Annotated in this window: 19 protein-coding genes; 8 read left to right on the top strand and 11 right to left on the bottom strand. The window is 36.4% G+C overall.

The annotated features are described in order from the left end of the window. Nucleotides 1-30 precede the first annotated feature (30 nt). The 5 genes from V7S76_RS07845 to rsmA are packed head-to-tail and all read right to left on the bottom strand — an operon-like array spanning nt 31 to nt 3952. Entirely contained in the window at nt 31-975 is a 945-nt protein-coding gene (locus V7S76_RS07845; protein WP_459509519.1) for an NAD(P)-dependent oxidoreductase, read from the bottom strand. Next, complete coding sequence (locus V7S76_RS07840; RefSeq protein ID WP_459509518.1) at nt 972-1301, bottom strand: nucleotide pyrophosphohydrolase; 330 nt, start codon at nt 1299-1301, stop codon at nt 972-974. Before V7S76_RS07840 ends, V7S76_RS07845 begins: the two co-directional genes overlap by 4 nt. Nucleotide 1302: 1 nt before the next feature. After that, on the bottom strand, nt 1303-1752 hold the full coding sequence (dtd, locus tag V7S76_RS07835; RefSeq protein ID WP_459509517.1) for a D-aminoacyl-tRNA deacylase: 450 nt from the start codon (nt 1750-1752) through the stop codon (nt 1303-1305). Nucleotide 1753: 1 nt separating this feature from the next. Next, nucleotides 1754-3133, bottom strand: a complete 1380-nt coding sequence (mgtE, locus tag V7S76_RS07830; protein WP_459509515.1) for a magnesium transporter — start codon at nt 3131-3133, stop codon at nt 1754-1756. 36 nt (nt 3134-3169) lie between these two features. After that, nucleotides 3170-3952 carry a 16S rRNA (adenine(1518)-N(6)/adenine(1519)-N(6))-dimethyltransferase RsmA gene (gene rsmA / locus V7S76_RS07825; protein ID WP_459509513.1) on the bottom strand — a complete coding sequence of 261 codons (783 nt, stop codon included), beginning with the start codon at nt 3950-3952 and terminating at the stop codon, nt 3170-3172. 70 nt (nt 3953-4022) lie between these two features. Here rsmA and V7S76_RS07820 point away from each other — a divergent pair, with 70 nt between their 5' ends. After that, nucleotides 4023-7307, top strand: coding sequence for a PAS domain S-box protein (locus tag V7S76_RS07820; RefSeq protein ID WP_459509512.1), 3285 nt, complete (start codon nt 4023-4025; stop codon nt 7305-7307). 44 nt (nt 7308-7351) lie between these two features. On the opposite strand, the gene V7S76_RS07815 is transcribed toward V7S76_RS07820, so the two are convergent. The 4 genes from V7S76_RS07815 to V7S76_RS07800 all read right to left on the bottom strand — a co-directional run bounded on the left by V7S76_RS07815 (nt 7352) and on the right by V7S76_RS07800 (nt 11344). Beyond that, nucleotides 7352-7642, bottom strand: coding sequence for a rhodanese-like domain-containing protein (locus V7S76_RS07815; RefSeq protein ID WP_459509510.1), 291 nt, complete (start codon nt 7640-7642; stop codon nt 7352-7354). Between the two features lie 11 nt (nt 7643-7653). Continuing rightward, nucleotides 7654-8427, bottom strand: a complete 774-nt coding sequence (locus V7S76_RS07810; RefSeq protein ID WP_459509509.1) for a PASTA domain-containing protein — start codon at nt 8425-8427, stop codon at nt 7654-7656. A 198-nt stretch (nt 8428-8625) separates the two neighbouring features. Next, complete coding sequence (locus tag V7S76_RS07805) at nt 8626-9966, bottom strand: Gfo/Idh/MocA family protein (protein ID WP_459509606.1); 1341 nt, start codon at nt 9964-9966, stop codon at nt 8626-8628. A 16-nt stretch (nt 9967-9982) separates the two neighbouring features. Then, the gene (locus tag V7S76_RS07800; protein ID WP_459509508.1) at nt 9983-11344 is read right to left on the bottom strand and encodes a 3-keto-disaccharide hydrolase; all 1362 of its coding nucleotides are present in this window, start codon (nt 11342-11344) and stop codon (nt 9983-9985) included. A 228-nt stretch (nt 11345-11572) separates the two neighbouring features. On the opposite strand from V7S76_RS07800, the gene V7S76_RS07795 reads away from it, so the two are divergent. The 7 genes from V7S76_RS07795 (at nt 11573) to V7S76_RS07765 (ending at nt 20290) form a co-directional block, all read left to right on the top strand. Further along, the gene (locus V7S76_RS07795) at nt 11573-12736 is read left to right on the top strand and encodes a trans-sulfuration enzyme family protein (RefSeq protein ID WP_459509506.1); all 1164 of its coding nucleotides are present in this window, start codon (nt 11573-11575) and stop codon (nt 12734-12736) included. Nucleotides 12737-12739: 3 nt separating this feature from the next. Next, nucleotides 12740-13831, top strand: a complete 1092-nt coding sequence (locus V7S76_RS07790) for a complex I subunit 1/NuoH family protein (protein ID WP_459509505.1) — start codon at nt 12740-12742, stop codon at nt 13829-13831. A gap of 46 nt (nt 13832-13877) precedes the next feature. Further along, nucleotides 13878-16286, top strand: coding sequence for a TonB-dependent receptor (locus tag V7S76_RS07785; protein ID WP_459509504.1), 2409 nt, complete (start codon nt 13878-13880; stop codon nt 16284-16286). Nucleotides 16287-16288: 2 nt separating this feature from the next. Further along, entirely contained in the window at nt 16289-17437 is a 1149-nt protein-coding gene (locus V7S76_RS07780; RefSeq protein WP_459509503.1) for a DUF4249 domain-containing protein, read from the top strand. A gap of 34 nt (nt 17438-17471) precedes the next feature. Further along, the gene (gene hemH, locus V7S76_RS07775; RefSeq protein WP_459509502.1) at nt 17472-18482 is read left to right on the top strand and encodes a ferrochelatase; all 1011 of its coding nucleotides are present in this window, start codon (nt 17472-17474) and stop codon (nt 18480-18482) included. 2 nt (nt 18483-18484) lie between these two features. Then, entirely contained in the window at nt 18485-19351 is an 867-nt protein-coding gene (locus V7S76_RS07770) for an EamA family transporter (protein ID WP_459509501.1), read from the top strand. Nucleotides 19352-19417: 66 nt separating this feature from the next. Next, entirely contained in the window at nt 19418-20290 is an 873-nt protein-coding gene (locus V7S76_RS07765) for a helix-turn-helix domain-containing protein (protein ID WP_459509500.1), read from the top strand. A gap of 104 nt (nt 20291-20394) precedes the next feature. Here the strand turns inward: V7S76_RS07765 and V7S76_RS07760 are convergent, their stop codons facing one another. Both V7S76_RS07760 and V7S76_RS07755 read right to left on the bottom strand, forming a co-directional pair. After that, nucleotides 20395-20787, bottom strand: a complete 393-nt coding sequence (locus V7S76_RS07760) for a GlcG/HbpS family heme-binding protein (protein WP_459509499.1) — start codon at nt 20785-20787, stop codon at nt 20395-20397. Nucleotides 20788-20903: 116 nt separating this feature from the next. After that, nucleotides 20904-21842 carry an SPFH domain-containing protein gene (locus V7S76_RS07755; protein WP_459509498.1) on the bottom strand — a complete coding sequence of 313 codons (939 nt, stop codon included), beginning with the start codon at nt 21840-21842 and terminating at the stop codon, nt 20904-20906. Between the last annotated feature and the right edge of the window lie 50 nt (nt 21843-21892).

Below are 21892 nucleotides of genomic sequence, written 5' to 3'. Positions count from 1 at the left end.
TTGCTATGATTAAAGGCTGTATTGAAGGAATTATACTTCACATATTTTTTTTCCTGTTTTAAATCCATATAATACATCTTGCATGGTTTTCAAGATTCTACTTCTTGCCTCAAAACTAATCCAAGCGATATGAGGCGTTATGTGAATTCCTTCAATGCCGATAAGCGGATGATTGGCAATGGGTGGTTCCACTTCTAAGACATCCAACAATGCTCCTGCTATTTGTTTATTTTGAACAGCAACAGCTAAATCTTCTGATTGAATTAATCCACCTCTAGATGTATTGATTAGAATGGAATTCGGTTTCATGAATGCCAAAAAATCTTTATTGATTAATTTATCTGTAGTTGGATTGAGTGGACAATGCAGACTGATAACATCAGAAATTTTTGCCAATTCCTCCTTTGAAACGTACTGGTAATTGGGGATTCCTAAATCCTTCGTATGATGATAGTAGACATTCATTCCTAGGCTAGCAGCCATTTGAGCAAAACATTTGCCAATATTCCCCATACCAATAATGCCCAAATTTTTTCCTTGCCATTCGATCAAAGGCTTTACGGTATAACACCAATCCTTGGATTTTACCCAATCGCCATTTTTGACCGATTCTTGATGTATGTCAACGAAATTACTCCAATTTAATAACATGGCTAAGGCATGTTGGGCCACTGAAAAGGTACCATAGTTGGGTACATTGGAAACTTGAATTCCTCTCGATTTACATGCTTGAACATCGACACAATTATATCCTGTCGCAGAAACAACGATTAATTTTACTTGATTAAAGAGGTTTAAATTACTCTCGTTGAGCAAAAATTTATTCGTGATTAGTACATCGGCATTTAATATATTTAGAGGAATATGCTTCGCATCTGTTCGATCGAAATATAGAATTTCATCCGAATCGGAAAGTGAATTCCAATCAATATCATGTTGAAACAAGGTGAATCCGTCTAAAATTGCAATTTTCATAAGGTAAGTTTTGGATTGTTCTTATGTCGATCAAAATCTCTTTCTGTCTTCTTTTGTAAATTTCGAATCATGGCTTCTTCCAAATTAACTCCTGTTTGATTCGCTAAACAAATCAAAACAAATAATACATCCGCCATTTCATCCCCTAGGTCCTTATTTTTGTCCGATTCTTTTTCCGATTGTTCTCCATATCTTCTAGCAACGATTCTGGCTACTTCGCCGACTTCCTCAGTTAACATGGCCATATTGGTTAATTCATTGAAATAACGAACTCCCACTTCTTGGATCCATTTGTCTACGATCTTTTGTGCTTCTTCTATGCTCATATCAAGGGTTTTTAGAATCGATTATGATGGTCACAGGTCCATCATTGCATAATTGGACTTTCATATCTGCTCCAAATTTACCTGTTTGAATACCTTTACCCAGTTGATCTGTTAAAGTTTGTATCATTGATTCGTACAAGGGAATAGCCTTTTCTGGTTTGGCTGCTTCAATGAAACTAGGACGGTTTCCTTTTTTAGTTTGAGCAAATAAAGTAAACTGACTCACCAATAAAATTTCCCCATCGACGGTCGAAATGTCTAAATTCATTTTATCGTTTTCATCTGCAAATATGCGTAAACCAATTATTTTTTTGGCTAGATACTCCACATCTGACAAATCATCACTTTCATGAATTCCTAAGAGGATAACAAAACCTTGATTGATGCGTGAATAGATTAGTCCATCAATGCTTAATTGTGCTTCCGAAACTCTTTGGATGACCACTAACATCTTAGCCTAAAAGGAAATAGACAATTAAAAAATAAACACCATAACCCAATATATCGTTGGTTGTGGTGATAAAAGGGCCACTTGCTATGGCTGGGTTTATGTTTAATTTATCTAATGCCAAAGGTGTTAAAGTTCCCATCAAAGAGGCAAGCATTACCACCGCAAAAAGGGAAAGAGAAACGGTAATAGAGAGCATGATGGCTCCATTATCAATCAACATGGAACAACCAAAAGCGAAAATAGCAGCAATCAAAGCATTGATAAATGCCACGATGATAACTTTTTGAAGTCTTTTGCCTAAGGTTGTATCTAAACCACTTTTATCGGCTAAACTTTGTACAATTAATGAAGACGACTGAATTCCTACATTGCCTCCTGTTGATCCAATCAATGGAATGAAAGCTGATATGGCAGGAATTATCGCAATGGTCGAATCAAATCGATCAATGATTTTTGCAGCTAAAAAACTCCCAACCATTCCGCCTATTAACCAAGGTAAACGCGAACGTACCAATAGCCAAATGGAGTCATCTTCTTCTACGTCTTCTGAAATACCCGCCATGACCTGAATGTCTTCTTGGGCTGATTCGGTAATAAAATCGACCACGTCATCAATGGTGATTCTGCCTAATAAGCGACCTTGGATATTAACCACAGGAATAGCCTCTAAATCGTATTTTTGCATTAAATCTGCCACTTCTTCCCCAGGAATATACGTTTGAACGGAAACGATTTCATCTGCTTCGTAGACGTCTTGAATCTTAGAGCCTCTTTTCGCTAAAATGATTTTTTTCAAAGATACAGTTCCTAGTAATAAACCATCATCATCCACCACATAAACAGAATACACCTTTTCCACATCTTCCGCTTGTCGGCGAATTTCTTCTACACACTCCGTAACAGTTTGTTTGACATTAATTTTGATTAACTCCTTTTGCATCAATCCGCCTGCACAATCTTCATCATAATGCATTAAATCAATGATAAATCGAGCTTGTTCTCTATCTTTTAATAAGGCAATTACCTCTTCTCTAATTCGAACGGGTTGTTCGTTAAGAATATCCACTGCATCATCTGAATCAATCACATTGATGTAAACAGCAATTTCTTTGGAGTTGAAATTTTTTAAGAATTTTTTCCGATCATCTGAATCTAAGGTGGAAATGATTTCCGCTGCAATTTTCGGATCAAGTAATTGAATTAAATATTTCGCTTCCTCACCCAACAATTCATCTAATATGGCTGAAATGTCGGCAGGGAATAAATCTTCGATTTTGAGTAATAAATCTTCCTCCGATTTTGATTCAATCAAAATTCGGATTTCCTCTAGGAACTCTTTGGTCAGTTCAAACGGAAGGTGTTGTTTGTTGGCTACTTCCATGATTGAGGGGGAATTTAATTTGTCCGCAATTTACGATTAATTACCCACATAACCTTGCTCTTTCCAAAGTTCTGTTAGAACCGTAAATTCGGCCACTCCAAGCTGCTCGGCACGTTTATTTAACAATTCATGCTCTGGTAATTGCAAAGCTCTTAAGGCATTTCGGAGGGTTTTTCTTCTTTGATTAAAAGCCATTTTAACCAATGCCTTGAATTTTTTAGGGTCACAAGCTAATTTTTTATCCCAATTTCTGACCAAACGAATGACACCAGAATTTACTTTTGGTGGTGGTGTGAATACCTCGGGTCCTAATGAAAATAAATATTCTATGTCATAATAGGCTTGTAAAAGAACACTTAAAATACCGTAATCTTTGTTTCCCGGTTTGGCAGCCAAACGAACCGCAACTTCTTTTTGCAACATTCCAACTACCTCCACACATTGATCTTTGTAGTCCAAGACATGAAAAAATATTTGGGTTGAAATGAAATAAGGGAAGTTGCCAACGATGGCAAATTTTTCATCCCCAAAAATGTTTTCTAAAGGAGTTCGTAAAAAATCACCCTCAATCAGTCGAGGGCCTGTAAATTCCAAATAATTTTTTCGCAAATAGCGTACCGATTCGGTGTCAATTTCAATTAAATGCGTTTCGTAATCAGTTTTTTTGACTAAATATTGTGTCAAAACTCCCATACCTGGCCCAATCTCTAACACTTTTTGATAAGCACCGTTGGGCTGTAATCCATTGACGATTCGCTGGGCAGCGTCTAAATCATTTAAAAAATGTTGTCCTAAATTCTTTTTTGCTCTTACTTGCACGGGCTTTGGGCTTTAAGGAGTAAAATTAAGCCCTTTTTTGTACATTTAAACAAAAATTTGAAATTAAGCTATGTCGAGTTTGGTTCACAAAAGTAAAGAGGAGTTATTAAAGGAAATTGAATCGCTGAAAAAGCGTTTGAATGAACATCCTAACGACTTTGAAAGTAATTCAGAAAGTCCTACCAAACAAAACTTGATCAACACCTTAAGTAGCCTCAAACTTTTTGGAATCATCATGTCATTGGACGGGACAATCGTCTACGCTAACGACTACACGCATAAATTTCTTGCTTATCATCCAGATGAACTAAATGGTAAAGATTTTTTTACCACTTTATTGCCAGAAGGCGAAAAGGAACACCGCAGAGCCTCTTTTGAAAAGGCTGTTGCCCACGGTGGTTTATTTGAGGAAAGAGAAAGAGATTATATTACCAAAAATGGTGGAATTAAATGGGTAGAAGTCGCATCTACGATTGTTAGTGAGCTGGATGGACAAAAATATTTGAGTATCATTGGTGAGGATGTCAGCGAACGTAAAAAGGTATCAGAGGCCTTAAGCAAATCAAATGCTCAATTACAAGATTTAATTGATAATACGACCGATTTAATTCAAATCATCGGCGCAACCGGTCGGTTTTTATTTGTCAACAAAGCTTGGGCAGACACAATGGGTTATTCCCAAGAAGAAGTGAAGGATTTACGTTTGACAGATGTGCTGCATCCGGAATTTGCGCATTTAACCAATGAGCAATTGGATCAATTGGTCAAAGGTGGTGCATTGGATGAGTATTCAGGTGTATTTAAGCGTAAAGATGGACGACGTTTGTACGTCAGCGGTTCGGTTTCTTGTCGTTTTGAAAAAGATGTTCCTACGGCTTTTCGATTTATTTTACATAACTCAACAGCAAAAGTTCGTGCTGAAAGAGCCAGTAAATTATTCTCTTCTATTGCACAAGTGGCCATTAATTCATCCAATTTGGATGATTTATACAGCAATATTCACAAAGAATTGGGCGAGGTTATCGATGTGAAAAACTTCTTTATTGCTCAATATGACCCGGGAAAAAGTTATTTGTATTTTCCGTATTACATTGATGAATACTTTAATTCAAGGGTACATTTTACCAGAAGAAAATTGGGAAATGGATTGACGGAATATGCCATCATGGCCAATAAACCTTTGATTTTACATGATGACGATATTCATCAGTTGGCAAAAGAAAAGAAAATCTACTTATATGGCGTTGTACCCAAAGTAATGCTTTGTGTGCCTTTGCGGATTGGCGACCGTGTGACGGGTATCATTGGGGTTAAGTCCTATGAACGTGCAAATAAATATGAAAATCGAGATTTGGAGTTATTGGACTTTATTTCTGGCCAAGTTGCTTTAGCGATAGCCAGAAAGCAAGCTGAAGAAGCATTGGCTAGAGAAACCGCTCGGTTAAATGCCATATTTGAAGGAAGTTCTCACTTGATGTGGTCAGTGAATAAGCGACTTTTATTAACCAGTTTCAATTGCGAATATTCTGAATTATTGCAAACTGAATTGAATCGAATACCGCAGTTAAATTACAGTACAGAAAAAATGGGTTTTCAGATTGTGGTGAGCAATCAACGAAGGATTTTAGAAGATCATTACAAATCAGCATTTAAAGGTCAAAAGCAGCATTTCGAATTGGAATTGTCTACCAAAACTGGGGTAGAAAAGTGGCTAGAAGTGTATTTAAATCCCATATTTTTAGAAAATGGCTCTATTGAGGAGGTTTCAGGAATAGCAAGAGATATTACTGATTTAAAAAAATATCAAAGGGATTTGGTGGAAGCTAGAGAACAGGCAGTCCATTCTTTGAAAGTCAAAGAACAATTTTTAGCCAACATGAGCCATGAAATCCGAACGCCAATGAATGGTGTTATTGGAATGATTGATTTGTTGGCAGAAACTTCTTTGGAGGAAGAGCAAATGGATTATGTTCAAACGATTAAAAAGTCGTCAGAAACGCTATTACATATTTTAAATGATATTTTAGATTTAGCCAAAATTGAGGCAGGCAAAATGGCCCTTCATCCAACGGATGTGGTATTTGAAGAGGTTTTTGAGCGTCTAATGGCCTTATTCTCACAGGTAGCCCAACAAAAGGGAAATCAAATTTCTTATCAAATTGCTAAAGATATTCCACGAGTTTTGGTGGCTGACGAAACCCGTTTATTGCAAATATTGTCCAATTTGACCTCTAATGCATTGAAATTTACGGAAGATGGTCGAGTGGATATTGAAGTGAGTTCCACTTCCATTACTCAGGATCAGGTTGAATTGTTGGTAAAAGTAAAAGATACAGGTATTGGAATTAGTGATGAGAATGTCAATAAGTTGTTTAGTGCCTTTCAGCAGTTGGATAATTCTACCAAAAAAGTCTATGGAGGAACGGGTTTGGGCCTTGCCATTTCCCGTGAATTTTGCAAAATGATGCTAGGAGAAATTGGTGTTGAATCCAAAATAGGAGAGGGGAGTATTTTCTGGTTTACCATGAAATTAGCCATTGGAGATCAATCACTTGCTGCATCTTCTAAGGAGAAAAAGCAATTTGCAATTCAGGGCATGTTGGATCGTTTAAAGCCAGAAATTCTATTGGTGGATGATAATTCGACGAACCGTAAAGTGGCGAGTCAGATTTTAATCAAAGCAGGTTGTTTGGTAGACACGGCCGCAAGTGGACAAGAAGCGATTGATAAATTGTCGGTAGCGCATACGTATGATTTGGTATTGATGGATATTCAGATGCCTGGGATGGATGGGATGGAGACCACTCAGTTTTTGAAAAAGGCGGAATTGGAATATTTGCCACCCATCATTGCGATGACCGCCTATGCCATGAAGGAGGATAAAGAGCGGTTTTTAGCAGTTGGAATGGATGATTATTTAGCGAAACCTATCAGAGCGAAGCAATTGATTGATGTAGTGGCTAAATGGATTTCAGGAAAGTCAGCCGAGGAACAAATAGTCGTGAAAAAGGAAGTGAAAATCCCGGTTGTCGATCAAGAAATTTTAAATTCCTTATTAGATGCCGTAGGTGGGGAGCAGTCTTTTGTAGATGAAATGTTAAGTGAATTTATTTCAGAAGCAAAGTCTCAAATTGAATTAGCGATACAGGCTTACAAGCAAAACAATTGTAAAGGTGTCCAATCAGAATTACATACCTTGAAAGGAAATTCAGGTACACTCGGGGCAGCGGAAGTTCACCACCTTTGTGAAATCATTGAGAAAAAAGCCAAAGTTTGTGAATTCAGTTTGTTTGAAACGGAAATAAAGGAGTTGAGTAGTGCGTTGGGGCGGTTTGAGAAGGTGGTGGGTAGGTAATAGGAATACCTATTATCTATCACCTATTACCTATTACCTAATAATCACCCTTGCCAAGCCAACATCCCCCCAATTAAGTTACGTACATTGGTGAAGCCTTCAGATTCGAGGTATTGTTGAGCTCTACCAGAACGGGCGCCTGAACGACAATGAATGATGATTTCTTCATTTTTTAAATGTTCAATTTCATCCAAACGATCAGCTATTTCTCCCAAAGGGATTAAAGTAGCACCAATATTAAACTCATCATACTCATGCTCTTCTCGAACATCAATCAAGTTTAATTGTTCGTTTTTTTCGATTCTATCTTTTAATTCTTCTACAGTAATATCCATGGTAAATATTGTTATTGATTTTCTTCTCCGCCTACTATCCAAAGATCGATGATATCACCAGGATGTATGCTGGTTCCTGTACATGATGCGCATGTTTGTTTAAATACTGTTCCAGGACTCTGTTCTGAATTAGCTTCGTAAGTCACTTTGCCTACTTTCAATGTCATGCCTGCCAAAATAATATTCACTTCATCTAAAGGCTTTCCAATTAAATCTGGCATTTCCATTTCTACATTGGCTGTTCCGTTTCCGATAAATAAATCGATGACAGATCCTTTTGGGATACTTGAACCGGCCTCTATTTTACGGCCATCTACTTGCATGTCTATTACCTCCTTGATTCTCGGATCATTTATTTCATGCACAATTCCTTTTTTCAATCCGGCTATTAATAATTGTTGTTCCGCACTACGTACGGATAAACCCACTAAACCGGGCATTTTGATGGTAGGAGGGGTTTCTGAATTGATGGTGATGTAAATTTTTCTCCCTGATTTTACCAAAGAATTAGGTAAAGGATATTGAGATAATATGGTCAATGGTGGACGATCTGCTGTGTAGGTACAATCTGATATTTCATAGGTCAAATCGTTTGCATCTACTAATTCTTCCATTTTCTCCATGCTCATTCCCTTTAAATTAGGCACTTTGATCGTTTCACCGTGATGTGTGCTCCAAGGTAAATAAACAAAAAAGAAACCAAAGAATAATACCAACGAAAGTGCAACGATAATCCCGAGATGGGTATATAAATCTTTCTTGGTTTTAGTAGGAATAATTGCCATTTTTTTGTGTTTCAAAAATCAGTTGGCAAGATAATAAAAAGATATGAGAGGTAAAAGGTAATAGCTAAAAGGTAAAAAGTAAAAGAGAAAAGAGAAAAGAGAAAAGAGAAAAATTGTTCTTACTTACCTAGTACCTTTTACCTAATACCTATTACCTAATACCTATTACCTATTACCTAATTACCTTTTACCTAAATTCTAGTATTTAAACACCTTATCACCCGCCATAACTTCTTGTGTTTTTTCATTGAAAGTAACACGTTGACCAGTACGGTAAGCCGCATTGGACATGATGGTTGCGATAGAATGTTGGTAACCAGCTTCAATTGGAGCATTTGGAGTTTTACGTGAACGCACACATTCCATCCAGTTTTTAATATGGCTGAACGTTAATTCATCACCGCCTGTATTCGCATCTGTTGCCACTTGAGCTGCACCCTCAATTTTCATGCTTGGTAATAAATTGGCTTGCATTCCCATTGCTTTTGCTTCTCTTTCACTCAATCCTCCATTAGGGGAAATCATGTTGGTATCTAAATTCAATTCACCACCGTTCGAGTAGTAAATTTCTTTGGTACCACCGGCTCCATTAGAGAAACGAGATGTAAATTGAACTTGGAAGCCTTTAGTTAAGTCGTTGGCTGGACCGTAATCAAAAACAACCGTTAATGTATCGGCATTTTTACGACCATCGTTCCATTGATAGATTCCTCCGTTAGCTACCGCAGAACGTGGATGAGCTAAGCCTGAAAACCAGTGTACAGTATCGATTTGATGTGACATCCATTGGCCTGGAATTCCGGAAGAATAAGGCCAGAATAAACGATATTCTAAGTATTTTCTTGGATCAAAGGTGTCAGCCGGGCGATTCATCAAGAAGCGTTTCCAGTCGATATCAGATTCTTTCAAATCTTTGCATAATGCAGGTCTTCTCCATCTTCCGGGTTGATTTACATTCCAAAGTAATTCAACCATTTTGATATCTCCAAATTTACCTGATTTGATAAATTCATCTGCTGCCCAATAATTGGCACCTGATCTTCTTTGAGAACCAATTTGGACCACTTTCCCAGATTCTTTCACTGCTTTTAACACAGCTCTAGCATCTTCCATGGTTTCAGCCAATGGTTTTTCCGTGTATGTATCGCAACCTGCTTTTACCGCTTCTATGGTATGTAAAGCATGTTGGAAATCGGCTGTAGAAATGAATACTGCATCTATTCCTTTGGCAGCATACAATTCATCGTTATTTCGGTAGGTAGTGATATTTCCACCCAATTCTTTTTCTAAAAATGCTTTTCCTTCTTCTCTTCTTCTGTTCCAAAGATCAGATAAAGCGACCATTTCAAAGTTCATGCCTTTTGCCAAGGCTTTGAATGGAGGTACATGTGATGCTCTATGTCGATCCGAAAATCCAACACAAGCCACACGAACTCGGTCATTTGCACCGATAATCTTGCTGTATGATTTTGGACTAAATGCCAAAGAACCTAAAGAAGCAATGGCGCTTTTTTGAATAAATTCTCTTCTTTGCATAATTATAATAGGTTTTATATTAATTGATTTCTCTGATTTTTACATTTTTATAAAAGACGGAATCCCCATGTTCTTGTAACAAAATAGGTCCTTTTTCCATCATACCAAATCCTGGCCATACTTTGTGCTTGGAATGTGCAACTAAAACTCGGTATGCTGGACCCCCTCTTTCATACTCCAATACTTTGAATCCATTTAACCAATGTTCAACATGGTTGTTTGGATAAACAATTACACGGCCTTTGTTCCATTCGCCAATTTTCTTTTGAAAACGTTTTTCAATTTTAATGGAAGGAATTAAGTCATATAAACTAGCCAATGTTCTATTTCCCTCTGTTCCTAATTTCGCATCTGGATGTTTTTCATCGTCTAAAACTTGGAATTCTAAACCGATTGCTGATTTACCAGAATTGTAGGTTTCATTCACAAAATACTTTACACCTGAATTGGCGCCTTCGGTTAATTTGAAATCAAAATCCAATTCAAAAGCCTTGAAGGTATCTCTTGAAATAATATCGCCACCATTCGTTGACTCCGCACCACCTGATGAATTTACATGTAAAATGCCGTCTTCAACTGTCCAAACACTTGGAGGAGCGGTTTCCTTAAAAGCAGATCTCCAATTGTTCAAATCTTTTCCATTGAATAATAATTTGTAACCTAATGCTTGTTCTTGTGGAGAAATGGTGTTTTGGGTATAATTTTCAACAGGAGTAGTTCCATCTAAAGGTCGTGCCTGTATATCTTTTCCTGTTTGAATACGGATGTTTTTCCACATTACTTGCATGCCTGGAGTCATGTTGGCATATATTGCATGAACTTGCAAAGCAATAAAACCTGAAGCGGTCATGTCATCTACCAAGTAAGACACTGGTTGGTCATTGATCCAAGTACGAATGATACTTCCAATGGCCTCAATACGGTATTTGTTCCATTGATCGCGTTTGAAAGCTTTTTTTGCCTCTGCGTGAATTTCATTGGTATACAACCAGCCTCTTCTCGATTCGTCGTAAATACCGCCAGACCATCCTCGATCTGAAGGGTCTATCTCGCATTGATATCCATGAACTGTTCCATTTTGGTAGTCTGATAGAGAATTCGAACGAAACTGAACACCCGAATTCATTTTGCTATCTACTTTTAATTCTAATTCCAAGATAAAATCGCCATACATTTTTTCTGTTGCTAAAAATGAATTGGGCGTTTTTTCAACTGTTGTGCCAACAATGGCACCATCTTTGACCTCATAAGTGGCTTTACCACCTAATTGTTTCCAACCAGTTAAGGTCTTGCCATCAAAAAGATTTGTCCAATTTTGCTTTTGAGAAAAAGCGGGGCTGAAAACCAAAATGCTTAATAAGCCAAGTAAGTATTTTTTCATGTTTATTTAGGAATTTTTAAATATAATATAAAAGAAGGAGCTTTGGAATTTATACTCAATAAAAATTCTAATTATAAAGTTTGAATGCCTAACTCATAATTCTTAACCCACAACCCAAAATTCATCATCCATATCTCTTCGAACAAATCCCAATTAAATCTGAGAATAGCCTAATAAACTTGGGTTTTCTTTGGTAATCTATTACTTTTGTGGACTAAAATTGCCTTTATGAACAAACAGACACAAGCGATACGCATTCAGGCCGAAAGGTCTCAAAATAGAGAGCATTCTGTTCCCTTGTATTTAACTTCGAGTTTTACTTTTGAAGATGCGGAACAAGGTAGAGCTATATTTGCAGAAGAAATTTCTGGAAATATCTATTCTCGCTACATGAATCCCAATGTAGATGAGTTTGTATCCAAAATGTGTATGTTGGAAAATGCAGAGGACGGAATTGCCTTTTCTACAGGCATGGCTGCCATTTTTGCATCCATGGCTGGATTGTTACAAAGTGGTGATCACGTGGTTGCGTCCAATGCTTTATTTGGTTCTGCGATTCAAATTTTAACTAAAATTACCAAGAAATGGGGCATTGATTGCACCTTTGTAAACGGTCAAAATATAGCCGAATGGGAAGCTGCTATTCAGCCGAATACCAAGTTTTTCTTTTGTGAAAGTCCCTCAAATCCAGGTTTAGAATTAATTGATTTAGAAGCCTTAGCCAAAGTAAAAGAAGGTAAAAATATTGTTTTGGCTGTTGATAACTGTTTTGCTACGCCTATTTTACAAACGCCTTTGGACTTAGGTGCTGATTTAGTCATACATTCCGCTACCAAATACATCGATGGTCAAGGTCGAGTTTTAGGCGGTGTTATTTGTGGTAAGAAAGAGTTTATTCAAGAAATACGTTTTTTTGCTCGTCATACGGGTCCTTCACTTTCGCCTTTTAATGCTTGGGTCATGTCTAAAAGTTTGGAATTGTTGGATCTTCGCATGCAAAAACATTCTGAAAATGCGATGGCATTATCAGAAGCATTGTTAGGACATTCAGCTATTCAGGCTGTGAATTATCCATTTTTACCTTCGCATCCACAATACGAATTAGCTAAAAAACAAATGAAATATGGAGGTGGAATTCTAACTTTGGATATCAAAGGAGGTTTTGAAAAGGTTCAAAAATTAAGTCAATTATTAAAAATCGTTTCCATTTCTCCCAATTTAGGAGATACAAGAACCATTTTGACTCACCCAGCTTCTACAACGCATTCCAAGTTGAGTAAAGAGGAAAGAGCGGCCGTTGGCATTACCGACGGATTGGTGCGTGTTGCGGTAGGATTGGAAGCGATTGAGGATTTGAAAAATGATTTTATACAAGCCTTAAACCAATTGTAATTCATGTGGATAGCCCTGCTGGTTTGTCTTGGATTATTATCGGTCAATGTGATCATTGGCGTTTATGTAGAAAGAAAACTTTCCGCATTTATGCAAGATCGATTGGGGCCGATGGAGGTAGGCAAATGGGGGGTATTGCAAGTTTTTGCTGATTTATTAAAATTGTTTCAAAAAGAGGATATTGTGCCAAAAATGGCTCAAAAAAAACTTTTTTTGATAGCACCTTGGATAATTTTCATTTCTATTTTTGGTGGTTTTTCGGTTATTCCCTTAAGTTCTGGTTCATGGTTACAAGGTTCAGAAACCGAAATGGGTTTGATGTTGTTGATGGGCATTGTTTCATTGGATAGCTTAGGAATTATTTTAGCGGGTTGGACATCTAACAACAAATATTCCCTATTAGGAGCCATTCGATCGGCGGCTCAATTGATTTCTTATGAAATACCTTTGGGATTATGCATTTTATGCGTTGTGATTCTCAGTTCTAGTTTGAATTTGCAAACAATCGTTCTTCAACAAGGCATATTTACAGATGAGACGAATTTCTTATTTGGAATTAAATTTTTACAAGTAGATGTCAGTCAAATTGGTGGGTTTCTAACATGGAACATTGTTCGTATGCCCTTCTTTTTCGTTGTTTTTATCATTTTTTTTATAGCTAGTCTGGCCGAAGCCAATCGGGCCCCTTTTGATATTCCTGAGGCAGAATCTGAATTAGTTGGAGGTTTTCACACGGAATATTCTGGGATGCGTTGGGCATTGCTTTTTCTTTCTGAATATGGAATGATGCTTTTGGTTAGCATTTTGGGAGTTATCTTGTTTTTCGGTGGTTGGTATTCCCCCTTGCCAAATATTTCTGTTTTGAAATTGGCTGATTGGACAAATGGAGTTCCAGGAACATTATCTGGTACGGTGATTGGTTTTGTTTGGTTAATGTTGAAGGCTTATTTATTGATTGCCTTGCAGATGTGGGTTCGTTGGACTTTACCTCGTTTACGAGTAGATCAATTGATGTTCCTTTGTTGGAAAGTATTAACTCCCATCGCTTTGTTTTTCGTCGCACTTTCAGCCATTTGGTCGCTATTGAATAGTTAGTCTATTCGATTATTAGTAATTTGAATTTTTCTAAACCAATATTTTAATGATTAAACTCTTTACTAGAGTCTTTTATGTGTTTTTAGTATTATTACTATCCCATATTAGCTATTCACAAAATTTTACAATCCCTTCCTTATCTGGTAAAGTCATTGATGCTCAGACTGGGGAACCCTTAAAAGGAGCCGATATTTCAATTGATTTTAAGAAATCGGGTAGGATTACGGATTCTCTTGGCATGTATGAAATTTTTCTACCCCAGGGTGAATATGTCATTAAGGTAAGTTATGTTGGCTATAATCCATTTCGGACAAAAGTTCTGATGAAAAAATCCGATATTAAACTGGATGTAGAATTGAACAACGTTACCAAACAATTGGAAGAAGTTATTGTCTCCAGTGCTGCGACTAAACGAGATATTCAAACACCTTCCTTGGGAGTAACGGTGTTGAGCTTAAAAGGAATCAAAAAATTGCCCACAATGATGGGTGAGGTAGATGTTATCCGTAGTTTACAATCTTTACCAGGTGTTTCTTCCGTTGGAGAAGGCTCAAATGGCTTAAATATTCGAGGTTCCAATGTTGATCAGAATTTAATTTACATAGATGATACTCCGATTTTCAATCCAACGCATATGTTTGGTTTATTTTCGGTTTTTGCCTCCGATGCGATTCGTGATTTGGAATTATACAAGGGGGGTGTTCCTTCTCGTTTTGGTGGTCGAACAGCAGCGGTTTTGGATATTAAGATGATTGAACCCAATACTGAAAAATTCAAAATGCAAGGTGGAATTGGTGTCGTATCCAATCGTGTTATGGCCGAGATTCCTATTATTAAAGAAAAACTTTCCGTATTGGTTGCAGGGCGTGTTTCTATCAATGATTATTTGTTCAAGCTTTTTGCCCCCGATTATTTGAAAAATATCCGAGCCAATTTTATGGATGTGGCCACCAAGGTGTATTATCGTCCCAATGCCAAAAATACCATCTCATTTTCTAATTATTTGAGTCAGGATTTTTACCGGGTGGATTCTTTGTTTAGTATTGAAAATGTGGTGGCCAAACGGACCTCTTTCGATTATGGGCACCAAAATTATGCAGTCCATTGGAATCATTATTTTTCGCCCAAATTAAACATGATGTTGAGTGCAACTATGAGTTTGTACAAAACAAAAACATATGCGCCTGATACGGTCAATACGATTGAATTAAATAGTTCGATCGATTATAAAAATTTACATGCAAGTTTTGATTATCAACCGAATGATCAACACAAAATGAATTTTGGTGCTTCTTTTTTACAATATTATATCAAACCAGGAGCTTTGAATGATGGTGTTTTGTCTAGAGTGGCCACTGTTATTTTACCTGATGAAAAATCAAGAGAAGCGGCTATTTATGTCGATGATGAGTGGAAAATTAATGAGAAACTGACTATCCAAGCTGGAATTCGGTACGCTCAATATTGGCGAATTGGTGCTGGAATTGTCAATGAATACACCGCTGGACAAATGCCCTCGCTTAATTCCATCATTAGTAAAAAGACCTATAAAGATGGGGAGGTTATGGCAAGTTATGGAGGATTTGAACCTCGTGTAACAATGAAATATTCCATTGGAGAAAATCAAACCATCAAGTTTGGTTACAATCGAATGCAGCAATTTTTCCAATTACTATCCAATAATACCACACCTCTACCAACATCTCGTTGGAAATCAGCTGATTCGTTTATCAAGCCTCAACAAAGCGATTTATTATCTTTAGGATATTTTAAAACCATCAATGAAAATGTGTTTGAGGTTTCTTTGGAAGCATATTACAGAGATACTAGAAATACCTTGGATTTTATTTCAGGAGCCAATTTGCAATTGAATCCCAACATAGAAACTCAATTAATAACCGGAAAAAGTAAGGCCTATGGAGTTGAATTAATGCTTCAAAAGAAGAAAGGTGAAATGTCGGGTTGGATTTCTTATACCTATGCAAGAGCCTTTAATCAGATGATTGGTGATTTTCCAGAATATCAATCCATCAATTCAGGTAATTGGTTTCCTACCAATTATGATAAACCTCATTCGGTGAATATGATGTTGAATATTCAGCCAACAACACACCACAGTTTCTCTTTCACTTTCGCATACAATACAGGTCGTCCGTTTTCATCTCCTTCTGGAAGTTATGAGATTGCGGATAAAAAATATCCGGTATATACAGAACGAAACAATGATCGAATTAGGGATTACCATCGCTTGGATTTTTCTTGGACAATCACCAATCCAAGCATGAAAAAACAACGTTGGGAAGGAAGTTGGGTATTTACCGTTTATAATTTATACGGCCGTCAAAACCCATATTCCTTGTTCTTTAAATCCACTAAACAGGGTTTAAGGCCTTATGAGTTAAGCGTTTTCGCTTCTCCGTTTATTTCATTGACCTATAATTTTAAATTTTTATAGAAATGCCTCAAAAAATAGTTACCTATATATTTTTAACCTTGATCGTTGGATTCTTCGCTTGGGCGTGTATTAATCCGGTTGAAAATTTTGTTCAAATCGATTCTACTTCTTTTATGACCATCGAGGCAGATATTGCCGATGATGCTAAATTGTGTAAAATCAAACTTACCACCTCTGCGAATAAAATACAATCGGCATTGTCTTTGCCTGTTTCTAAAGCTGTTGTGATTGTATCCGATCAAAACAATGTTAAATCAACGTTTGTAGAAAGTACGACGGCTGGCGTTTATTTACAGCCTGCCGGATTTGTCGGAAAAGTGGGTTCAACCTATCAGTTGTACATCAAAACCTTGAACGGGAAAGAATATCAAAGTAGTCCGGAAAAAATGAATGCCGTTCCTGAAATTGAAAATGTGATTACTCGATTTGAAACGTTTGATCAATACTCTAAGGTGGATTATCGGAGAGCAGGATTTACGGTTTATTTAGATTTTAAAGACAATCCTACAGAAGGCGATTTTTATATGTGGAATTGGACACATTATGAGCCAATTAACATTTGTGCAACTTGTGAGGGAGGAGGGACCTATAATTTCAGAACCAATGATTGTCAAGTACCCAGAACACCTACCGAACAAATTTGGAATTATCGCTGCAATGGTAATTGTTGGGACATCACTCGTAATGTGGATTTGAATGTATTCTCGGATGTCCTAACCAATGGACAACGGGTAGTGGGTCGACAAGTGGCTAGAGCTCCGTTTAATGGATATACTTCTTACTATTTTCGTTTAGAACAAAGAGCAATCACCAAAAATGCCCATATTTTTTATCAATCACTGATTTCAGCGGTGCAATCCAGTGGAAGTTTATTTGATGTTCCTGCGGAAACACGTTTTAGTGTCAATTTGAAATCAGTTGCCAATCCATCTGAACGAATTTTGGGATTATTCAATGTGTTTTCTGTACGTAAAAAGATTTTTTACATTGATCGTAAAACCAATATTCCAGCTAGTGAATCTGCCATTATTTCTCCATTAATCGGTGATATTTTTGTTTGTCCACCTGCCAGTAATACTTGTCAAGATTTGGTTCCATGTTTTGAATCAAATACTCGAACAAAGATTACTCCAGAAGAGTGGAAATTCTAAGTTTTTAGCCATCTTTGCGCTTTGAAATATTGATATGATAGGTGTTTTATTAGTTAATCTAGGGACTCCAGATGGTCCTGATACTTCTTCAGTTAGAAGATATTTACGTGAATTTTTGATGGATGGTCGAGTAATTGATATTCCGTATCCATTCAGATATCTATTGGTCAATGGGATCATTGCACCTTTTCGGGCTCCAAAATCGGCAAAAACCTATCAGGAATTGTGGGAAGACCGTGGTTCACCTTTAAAATTTTATGGGGAAGATATTTGCCGAGACTTACAAGAACATTTGGGCAATGAATATGTAGTTAAACTTGCTATGCGTTACCAAAATCCAGATTTAGCTACTGCTATGAAGGAGATGGAAAAGTTGAATTTACATAAATTAATTGTTTTGCCATTTTTTCCACAATATGCTTCTGCTACAACAGGTTCTGTGTATGAAAGAGTTATGGAGTTGATGTCAACGTGGCAAACAATGCCTAGTTTTTCGATTGTCAATTATTTTTACAATCATCCAGGATACGCTCAATTTTTTGCTGAAAAAGCTCAAAAATATCAAAAAGAAGTTGATTTCGATTATTACCTTTTTTCTTATCACGGTGTGCCAGAGCGTCATATTCGGAAAGGCGATGTGAGCAAAAGTACATGTATTTTGGGTTCCTGTTGCGATCAAATTACGGATAAAAATCATGCTTGTTACCGCGCACAGTGTTTTGCCACGACTCGTTTAATTGCCAAAGAAATGGGTTTGAAAGAAGGAACTTACGGTACTGCTTTTCAAAGTCGATTAGGACGAGATCCTTGGTTGCAACCTTACACGGATGATACGATTAAGAAACTTGTTAAGGAAGGGAAAAAGAAAGTATTAGCATTTTCACCTGCTTTTGTCTCTGATTGTTTAGAAACGACTATCGAGGTTGGAGAAGAATACAAAGAATTATTTGAAGAGGAGGGTGGAGAACATTGGCAATTGGTTGAATGCCTAAATAATTCAATGGAATTTGTTGAAATTTTATCTGATTTGGTCAAAAAATCTTAGAAATGGTTTATTTACTATTAAGTATATTATTTTCCGTCTTGTTGTTAGTTAATTTTCGTTTACATGAAAAATGGAAAGTAAATACAACCGTTGCTATTCTTTTGAATTATCCTGTTTGTTTTTTGACAGGTTGGTTTCATCAATTGGACGCGATTCCATTTAATTGGCCTGGATTAGGTTCATCTCTCGGCATTCTAGCTTTGGGAATAGGTTTTGTGATTACCTTTTTATTTTCTGGTATTTCAACGCAAAAAAATGGTATGGCCGTAACCTCTTTGGCAAATAATTTGTCATTGGTCATTCCAGTATTATTTGGCTTGTTTTTTATGGGTCAATTGGCTACCATAACTTGGCAAATTTCGCTTGGATTATTGTTGGCATTTGGAGCTATTTATATGTTTAATCCACGGATTCAGGCAAGTTCGGCCAAGGGTTCTTATCTTGCCTTGATAGCCGTTTTTATTGGTTATGGAATTACCAATACTGCCTTTAGTTATCTTAATGCTTCTTTATCTCAAATCGTAGGAGGTACAATCCCTTTTACCTTAATGCTGCTGGTGGGTTCCATTGTCACCTCTTTTGTTGTATTAAACGTGAAGTTCGCAAAAGATGAAATTGTATTCAATAAGCAATCTGTTTTAGCGGCTATACCATTAGGTTTACCAAATTTTTTCTCTTTTTATTTTTTATTAAAGGCGCTCGATTTCTATCAAAATGATTTAGCCATTGTGTTGCCCGTTTATAACATTGGAGTAATTGCAACAACTGCTTTAGTCGCTTGGTTATTTTTTAAGGAGAAGCTAAATAGTAAACAATTGATTGGATTATTGTTTGGGATAATGGCCATAGTTTTATTACTAAATAAATAGTTTTTAATAATTTTCGAGTTCAATACCTAACCAAAGGAATTAGTTCCTTGTTACTAATTAAATTATATGTCGTCAATTGCCAACATTCCAGAATCTTTTTTAAGATCTCCATTCGATGTAAATGACATCTATATTTATGATTTTAAAATGACTCAAGATGCTATCAACAGTAGGGTCAATTTAACTTCTCATATGTTCAGTTTTTTACAAACGGGAAACAAAAAGGTACATTTAGAGGATTCTTTTGTTGAAGTAAATAATAAACAATCTGTTTTAATTAAATCAGGGAATTGTTTAATGACAGAACTTCTAGAAAATGATCAAATTTATTTTTGTAAACTTTTGTTTTTTACTTCTCAGCACGTTTCTGATTTTGTATCCAAATATCAATTAGAAAAGCCAACCATGTGTGGCGTTGAAAGCCGAAGTCCTGCCTTATTTGTCATTGAAAATGATGATTTTATCCATTCTTTTGTTCAAAGTTTATCTTCCATTTTGTTGATTGATTCGAAATCTTATGCCCTCATTTTACAGTTAAAGTTGGAAGAGATTATGCTCTATTTGTTGAATAAATACCAAAGTCGATTTGTAGCTTATATCCACTCCCTGATTTGTAATAGTCACTGGGAGAATATTTCGTTTCGGAAAATTATCGAGGCAAATGATAAAACTCATTTGAATCTAAATGAAATTGCATTTTTATGCAATATGAGTTTATCGACCTTTAAGAGACATTTTTTTAAAGAATATCAAGTAAGTCCAGGTAAATGGTTTCAGCAAAAAAGATTACAACACGCGCGTTTTCGATTGTTGGAGGAGAACAAAAAGCCATCTGAAATTTTTCGAGATTATGGTTATGAGAATTTATCGAATTTCAGTAGCGCATTTAAAAAGGAATTTGGTATTTATCCAAAAGATGTCTTAGCAAGTAAAAAGTAATTTGTTTTTTAGATGAACATGCTATCTTGTAAGTAAAGCACATCATACCTGTCATGTTGAAAGGCGTGATGTGCTTTATCATTAGTGGTTGGTAAAAATAAATATCAATAAATAGCAGCCGCTCCAGCCTCTGCAACGATTTGATCATTTTCTACGGTACTGCCGGAAACTCCAATCGCACCGATGATTTCACCAACTGAGTTTTTGATTGGAATACCGCCAGGAAAGGTGATTAAGCCGTTGTTGGAATGTTCAATGTTGAATAGTGCAGCACCAGGTTGTGATAAATTTCCAATGATACCTGTATTCATGTCAAAAAAACGAGCTGTTTTTGCTTTTTTAAGTGCAATGTCTGCTGAACCTAACCAGGCACCGTCCATTCGAATAAAGGCTAGGATATTCGCACCAGCATCAACAATGCAAATATTCATTTTGGTATTTAAATCCTCAGCTTTTTCTTTAGCAGCTTTGATCGCTTGCTCTAATGTAATTATCATGGTATTAAGAGTTGAAATTAATAGCACAAAACTACATGGTTGTATTAACTAAAAAAGTTCAAGTAATTATGAAATTGGCTCATAATTATTGAACTTTTTTAGTTGCTTAAAAAAAACTATTTGCTGTTCGATTTTTTTCTAATCGTTTCTAATTGATTCACACTCATCATTTGTTGCATGGTTCTTTGCATATTATCAGCTGAGCCATCCAAGAAAATTACGTTTCCATTCGATTGTTCACCAAATTGTTTGATCGCTTCTGTCCACATAGAAAACAAAATAACCGATGTATCTAAATTGGCTTGCTGCATTTCTCTAGCAGCATCCGACATCCCTTTAGCCACTTCTTGTCTAAACAATGCCACACCTTGACCTCTCAATTGAGCGGCTTCTCTTTCGGCATTTGCAGAAATTTTGATGGCATTTCCTTCTGCTTCTGCTGCTTTGGTTTTGGTAATTAATAAGGCTTGTCCTTCATTTTCCGCGGCTGCTTTTAAATTGTACGATGCCACCACCTGACTCATTGATTTCAAAATTACTTCATCAAATGTGATGTCATTTAATTGTAAATCTTGTAAATGATAACCCCATTCTTCCATTACTTGGTCAATTTGGTCTTTTACGTATTCAACAATTTCTTTCCTTAAACTTAAAATTTCATTTTGTTTCTTTGTTGCCACAAAAGATCGAATGGAACCTTCTACCGTTCTAACGATTGTTTGCATCAAACTTCTCTCATCAATGAATTTATAGGCAACGTTGATGATGGTTTGTTCTTCTTGATTAATGACAGAATAAAGAAGCATGGACTTGAAATATACATTTGCTTGATCCATTGTGATGGCCTGAAATTCTAATTCAATGGATCTGTTTTGGATGGAAATGGTTTTAAATACATTCTCAATAATTGGAATTTTGAAATTTAATCCGGGATGTAAAATCCTTCTGAATTTCCCAAACATGGCTATTACCGCTATGTTTCCTTGTTGTACAGTTACCAAGCCGGATAGGATAATTCCTCCAGCAACTACGAATAAAATAATGCTTGTGATCATGAGATAAAAGGTTGAGTTGATTTATGGGTTAAGTAATTTTTGAATGCTTC

The organism is Aquirufa sp. ROCK2-A2 (assembly GCF_054558485.1).
The sequence above is the reverse complement of the archived record's forward strand: the minus strand, read 5'-3'. Positions and strand labels throughout refer to the sequence as shown.